The sequence below is a fragment of the Mesorhizobium sp. M1A.F.Ca.ET.072.01.1.1 genome (genome assembly GCF_004023325.1).
Classification (GTDB): Bacteria; Pseudomonadota; Alphaproteobacteria; order Rhizobiales; family Rhizobiaceae; genus Mesorhizobium.
Window position 1 is genome coordinate 21,963 of sequence record NZ_RZSF01000056.1, and the last position, 6,144, is coordinate 28,106.

Sequence of the window (6,144 nt, forward strand, 5' to 3'; positions counted from 1 at the left end):
CGGCCCGACTTGAAAATCGGAATGTGAAGCGGCTCCGCTACCGCTCCATGGCGGGCGCCGCGAAATCCACGCGTTTGCGGATCTTGCCGTAGACGATGTTCCTATTCGATCCGTAATAGACCTCGGCTTCGACGCGGTTCTTGTCCACCGCGGCATTGATGATGTCCCACATGTCGCCGGCCGACCGCAGGATGAGCGGCCAGTCCATGAACGTCTCCATGTACCCGTCGGTCGTGATCTCGTCGCTGAAATTGGCGAAGAGGAATTCGCCGTCCGGCTTGACCAGTTCCATGGCGCGCTGCAGCAGCCGTGCGCCGACCGGAAGCGGCAGGTAGTCATACAGCCCGGACGCATAGACGAGATCGAATGTGCCAAGCGGGTAGGCGCGCCGCAAAAGACCGCGCACGGATCCGTCCACGGCTTCCACTGCCGTACCGGCGAGGTCACGGTTGACCGTGCCGACGCTCACCGGGTCCTGGTCGAGACCGATCCAGCGCTTTAACCTTCTCTCGGCGAGCGCCTTTGAGAGTTCGGCTTCCCGCAAATGGCCGCAGGCGATTGCCAGCACCTCGGCGTTTTCTACCCGGGCAGCCGTTTCGTCGACCGTTTTGGCCAGTATCTCGCGGCGCTCGCGCCCCGCCACCGAGCTTGCCGCTTCGCTCGTATAGGCAAAGATCTCGCGGCCGAGTTCGCTCGACGATGCCACGATCTCGTCGGCGCTCCGGTGCTTGTAGTAGATGTCCAGCAGCGTCGCGTCGCCCGAATAGCCGCGCGGCTTTTCGAAGGACCAGCGCGTGAACGGATCCTGCTTCAGGTAGGCCGCCACGCGGTGCTGCTGAGCGAGCGGGATCAGTTCCTGCCAAAGAGCCGGAGCGACCTCCCGGCGCACTTCATGCAGTCGACCGGCCAGGCGCTCGACGATTTGCCCTGCGGGCTCCTGGCGCGCGAAAGCCTGATGAGCGAGGTCCAGCACCAGGGCGAGCTGGGCCGCCCGCGCCTTGAGCTCGGCGGCGTCGACCGCCTCCGCGGACGCCGCCTTGTGCTTCTTGATCAACGTCGATGTGATGAGGCTCGCCTCATCGATTTTCAGATCGGGATTCAGCGCCATATGGGCATTTCCTTGTGGTCCCCCACCGACAATTATAAATGCTTAGAGTTTTAATAAAAGTTTAGGGTCAACTGCATTAGTTGGTGCTAATACTCTCCTTGCCGAAGGTTTGAAGCGCCGAAAACCAGAGCTCGATCGAGCTGCGGAACGCGCACGTCCTTAACCTTTTGTCATGCACTGGGCTGACGCCGTCTCCCGCTCTGCGCGACGTTTCGGGTGTGCCCATCAAATCTGTGGGAAAGCTGCATCGAAACTGCTGAACCGCGCCCAGGCGGCTTCGACATCGCCAAATACGACCGGCGGACCGACGCAACGGAGGTCCGCCATGAACATCGTGCTGATCAACCCGCCGCATACGGCCATCGGCAGCCGCGTGCCCGACGATCACCTGCCGCCTTTGGGTCTGCTGGCGATCGGCGGTCCGCTGCTCGATGCCGGCCATCGGGTGCGCCTGGTCGACGCGGAGTTCGGGCCGATGCCGCTTTCCACGCTCGTCGATGAGGCCCTGAGCGATAATCCGGATTTCGTCCTGATCGGCCATTCCGGCTCGACCTCGGCGCATCCGACCGCGCTGCGGATCGCGGAAATGATCAAGGCCCGCGCGCTAGGGGTCGTCATCCTCTATGGCGGCGTCTTCCCGACCTATCACTGGCGCGACGTGCTCGCCGCAACGGACGTCTTCGACTTCATCGTGCGCGGCGAGGGTGAGGCGACCGCGCTGGCGCTGGTCGAGGCGCTGGAAAGGCGCCGGCCGGTGTCGGGTGTCGCCGGCATCGCCTATCGCGACGATTGCGGCCGACCCTTTGCGACGCCGCCTGCGATGACGATTACCGATCTCGACGCCTGCCGCATCGGCTGGGAGCTGATCGACCATGGCCGCTACAGCTATTGGGGCGGCAAGCGCGCCGTGGTCATGCAGTTCTCGCGCGGCTGTCCGCATCTGTGCAACTATTGCGGCCAGCGCGGCTTCTGGACCCGCTGGCGACATCGCGACCCGGTCAGCTTCGCCAAGGAGATCGCCTGGCTGCACCGCGAGTATGGCGTCGAGCTGGTCAATCTGGCCGACGAGAACCCCACCTCTTCGAAGAAGGCCTGGCGCGCCTTTCTCGATGCCATGATCGCCGAGAACGTGCCGGTGCTGATCGTCGGCTCGACGCGCGCCGACGATATCGTGCGCGATGCCGATATCCTGCACCTTTATCGCAAGGCTGGCGTCATCCGCTGGCTGCTCGGCATGGAGAACACCGACGAGGCCACATTGTCGCTGATCCGTAAGGGCGGCAGCACCAAGTCCGACCGCGAGGCGATCAGGTTGCTTCGCCGGCACGGCATATTGTCCATGGCGACCTGGGTCGCTGGCTTCGAGGATGAGGGTTTTCGCGATCTCTGGCGCGGCTTTCGCCAGCTCATCGCCTATGATCCCGACCAGATCCAGGCGCTCTATGTGACGCCGCATCGCTGGACGCCGTTCTTCCGCATCGCCAAGGAGCGCAGGGTGATCCAGAAGGACATCCGGCTCTGGGATTACAAGCACCAGGTGCTGCATATGACCCGGCTGAAACCGTGGATGCTGTTCTTCGCTGTCAAGCTGATCGAGCTTGCCGTGCAGTCACGGCCGAAAGCGCTGGCGCGGGTCCTTTTCCATCCCGATCCAGAGCAGCGGCATTCGATGCGTTGGTACACCAAGATGGGCCGCCGCGTCTGGTTCCGCGAGGTCTGGGGTTTTCTGGTCCGCGACCGCCGCGTGGCCGCGGGCCCGACGCTTGCCGAATTCTGGGGCGCGCCGCAGGACGCCGACGAGGAATCGATGGTCTCTCAGCGCCCGGCGCGGGCCATGCCCGTCACGGAAGATAAGCGGGCGGAAAGCAGAAGGATAGCCGGCTAAATAATCGCTACGGCACGATCAGCGTGCCGGCCCCGTGCTCGGTGAACAGCTCGAGCAGCACCGAATGCGGCGTCTTGCCGTTGAGGATGACCACGCCCTCGACGCCGCGCTCGATCGCCTCGATGCAGGTCTCGACCTTCGGGATCATGCCGCCCGATATCGTGCCGTCCTTGATCAGCGCCTTGGCCTCGCCGACCGTCAGCTCGTCGATCAGCTTCTTGTTCTTGTCGAGCACGCCGGGCACGTCGGTCAGGAACAGCAGGCGCGAGGCGCGGCAGGCGCCGGCGATGGCGCCGGCAAAGGTATCGGCGTTGATGTTGTAGGTATGGCCGTCGCGGCCGGGCGCCACCGGCGCCAGCACCGGGATCATCTCGGAACGGGCCAACAGATCGAGCAGCGTGCGGTCGACCTCGACCGGCTCGCCGACGAAACCGAGATCCAGCACCCGCTCGATGTTGGAATCCGGGTCGATCATGGTCTTGCGCGCCTTTTCGGCGAAGACCATGTTGCCGTCCTTGCCGCAGAGACCGATCGCCCATTCGCCTTCGGCGTTGATCAGCGCCACGATTTCCTTGTTGATCGAGCCGGCCAGCACCATCTCGACGATCTCGACCGTCTTCTGGTCGGTGACGCGCAACCCGCCCTCGAACTTGGATTCGATGCCCATCTTGTTGAGCATGGCGCCGATCTGCGGCCCGCCGCCGTGAACGACGATCGGATTGACGCCGGACTGTTTGAGCAGCGCGATGTCGCGGGCAAAGGCCTTGCCGAGCTCGTTGTCGCCCATGGCATGGCCGCCATACTTCACCACCACCGTCTTGTTCTCGTAGCGCTGCATATAAGGCAGCGCTCTGGAAAGCAGCGCGGCCTGCATTTCGGCGTTGGCGGCGATGTCCGTCATCGGTGCTTTTCCCTAGGTGGCAAGGATGGCGGGCGTCTTAGCGGGAATTGCCGCAGGTCGCAAACGGCTTTGCGCTCACAATGACGAAATCGGCGGGTTTCAAGGTCTGTCGAGATTCAGGTCAGGTCGAGTCGAGAATGGCGGATTTCGAGAACCGGAACAGAGCGTACTTTCTGCTACGTGAGTACCGGAAGCGCAGAAAACCGCCATTCGCAGGCCGGCATCACCTGAATATCGACAGACCTAGCCGGGCACCTTGAGCGGTGCGCGGCGTTTCAGCCATCCTGAAATCTTCTCGATCTGCGCGGCGAGCGACAAAAGCGTCTCCTCGTCGCCGGGCCGTCCCGCGGCTTGGATGCCGAGCGGCAGGCCACCTGCGGTGACATGCACCGGCAGCGCGATCGAGGGCTGGCCGCTGACATTGTGGATCGCCGGCCAGGGAGTGAACCACAGGCTCTTGTCCATCAGTTGGCCGAAAAATGACTTGATCCTGAGCAGCCCGGTAAGATGCAGTTTGTCGAGGACGTTCTCGACGATCTCGTCGGCGCCTTTCGGATCCATCGCGCCGCAGGCGAGCGGCGGGTGCGCAATGATCGGCATCAGCACGGCATCGAAGCGCGCCGTGTCTTCGATCATCTGCCGCGCGGTGGCGTTGAGCCGCTGCACGGCGTCATAGACCTCGCCGGCGGACAGCATTTCGCCGAGGCGGCCGAGCACGCGCGTCGCACGTTCGACCTCGCCGGTCACCGGGCGGCCGACGCGCTTCGCCTCGGCACGCATCATGCCTGCGACGGCCGAGGCGACGCTCTTGCAGAAATCGGCGATGAAGTCGCGGCCGATATAGGGCAGGTCGATCTCTTCCACGGTGTGCCCGCCTTCGCGCGCCAGCGCCACCGCGGTGTCAAGCGCTTCGATCGTCTCAGCCGAGATCGGCAGGCCGAGCGGCGATATGCGGTAGACGGCGAGGCTGAGCCGGCCTGGATCGCGGGCCGCGGCAGCAGCAAAGGAGCCTTTCGGCTCCCGCGCCGCATAAGGCGACAGCGGATCGGCGCCGTGCGTCAGGTCGAGCAGGAGGGCTGTGTCGCGCACCGAGCGGCTTACCGCATGGTCGACGACCATGCCGTACCAGCTCTCGCTGGTGAGCGGCGTCAGCGGCACCCGGCCGCGCGAGGTCTTGAGCCCGACCAAGCCGCTGCAGGCCGAAGGCACCCGGATCGAGCCGCCGCCGTCGGAAGCGTGCGCCGCCGGCACCACGCCGGCCGCAACGAGCGCCGCCGATCCGCCCGACGAGCCACCGGTGGTGTGGCCGGTGTTCCAGGGGTTGCGGGTGATGCCGAAGCGGGCCGATTCGGTCATCAGCCGCAGCCCATGCTCGGGGGAGGTGCTGGTAGCGATCGGGATCAGGCCCGCGGCCAGATAGCGCTCGACCATCACCGAGTTGAAATCGGCCGTGAAGGCCGGGATGCGGCTGCCGCCATGGATCGGCACGCCCTTGATGCCGATGCCGAGATCCTTCAGCGCGAAGGGCACGCCGGCGAGCGGCTGCTTGCGGTCGATCGCCTTCGCCCGCGCCCTGGCGGCGTCATAGAGCGGCGTCGCTATGGCGTTGATGTCGGTTCTTGTCGCCTCGGCGCGGGCGATCGCGGCGTCGACCAGCTCCTGCGGCGAGATTTCCCCCTTGTGGACGAGCTCGGCAAGTCCGGTCGCATCCTGTTCCCAAAGCACGCGTTCAATTGACATTGCCGCTCCCCTGTTTTGGCGAAGGCTATCGCATGAAGCCGCAAATCGAAATCCGGATTTGCGTTGTTCATCTCGCATTGGAGAAGATGACTTCACGTACTGGCGATGCGGCAGCCTTGGGTGGACAACACCGTCGGCGCCGTTGCAAATAGATCGCAATCTTCTAATTTGCCTGCATGGGGCCTCAGGACATCAGCAAGCTGATCGTCCGGACTTCGATGAAGGACCGGGCTGCGTTCGATCTGCTCTACAAGCAGACCAGCGGGAAACTTTTCGGCGTCTGCCTTCGTGTATTGAGGGACAAGAGTGAGGCGGAAGAAGCGCTGCAGGAGGTCTTCGTCAAGATCTGGACCAAGGCCGATCGTTTCGCGATTTCCGATCTCAGCCCGATTTCCTGGCTGGTGGCCATTGCGCGCAACCATGCGATCGACCGCATCAGGGCCCGGCGCGGTCCTTCCGCCAATATCGATGCAGCGCTCGAGGTCGCCGATCCGGCGCCGGGGCCTGAGG

At 64.2% G+C, this 6,144-nt stretch carries 5 protein-coding genes; 2 read left to right on the forward strand and 3 right to left on the reverse strand.

Going from position 1 to position 6,144, the window contains the following annotated elements; all coding sequences use genetic code 11:
- Window positions 1-37: 37 nt before the first annotated feature.
- Entirely contained in the window at window positions 38-1,108 is a 1,071-nt protein-coding gene (locus tag EOA32_RS11150) for a class I SAM-dependent methyltransferase (protein ID WP_128371773.1), read from the reverse strand.
- 325 nt (window positions 1,109-1,433) lie between these two features.
- On the opposite strand from EOA32_RS11150, the gene bchE reads away from it, so the two are divergent.
- The gene (gene bchE / locus EOA32_RS11155; protein WP_128371774.1) at window positions 1,434-2,993 is read left to right on the forward strand and encodes a magnesium-protoporphyrin IX monomethyl ester anaerobic oxidative cyclase; all 1,560 of its coding nucleotides are present in this window, start codon (window positions 1,434-1,436) and stop codon (window positions 2,991-2,993) included.
- Between the two features lie 7 nt (window positions 2,994-3,000).
- Here bchE and argB read toward each other — a convergent pair whose 3' ends face one another.
- The gene (argB, locus tag EOA32_RS11160) at window positions 3,001-3,894 is read right to left on the reverse strand and encodes an acetylglutamate kinase (RefSeq protein WP_067003018.1); all 894 of its coding nucleotides are present in this window, start codon (window positions 3,892-3,894) and stop codon (window positions 3,001-3,003) included.
- A 243-nt stretch (window positions 3,895-4,137) separates the two neighbouring features.
- Window positions 4,138-5,634, reverse strand: a complete 1,497-nt coding sequence (locus tag EOA32_RS11165) for an amidase (protein WP_128371775.1) — start codon at window positions 5,632-5,634, stop codon at window positions 4,138-4,140.
- Window positions 5,635-5,810: 176 nt separating this feature from the next.
- Here EOA32_RS11165 and EOA32_RS11170 point away from each other — a divergent pair.
- Window positions 5,811-6,144, forward strand: a 334-nt coding sequence (locus EOA32_RS11170; protein WP_128371776.1) for a sigma-70 family RNA polymerase sigma factor, incomplete at its 3' end; no start/stop codon positions are given.

Excerpts from the sequence above, each read along its gene's own strand:
- EOA32_RS11150 (WP_128371773.1), bottom strand. The coding sequence starts at position 1,108 with ATGGCGCTGAATCCCGATCTGAAAATCGATGAGGCGAGCCTCATCACA.
- bchE (WP_128371774.1), top strand. The coding sequence starts at position 1,434 with ATGAACATCGTGCTGATCAACCCGCCGCATACGGCCATCGGCAGCCGC.
- argB (WP_067003018.1), bottom strand. The coding sequence starts at position 3,894 with ATGACGGACATCGCCGCCAACGCCGAAATGCAGGCCGCGCTGCTTTCC.
- EOA32_RS11165 (WP_128371775.1), bottom strand. The coding sequence starts at position 5,634 with ATGTCAATTGAACGCGTGCTTTGGGAACAGGATGCGACCGGACTTGCC.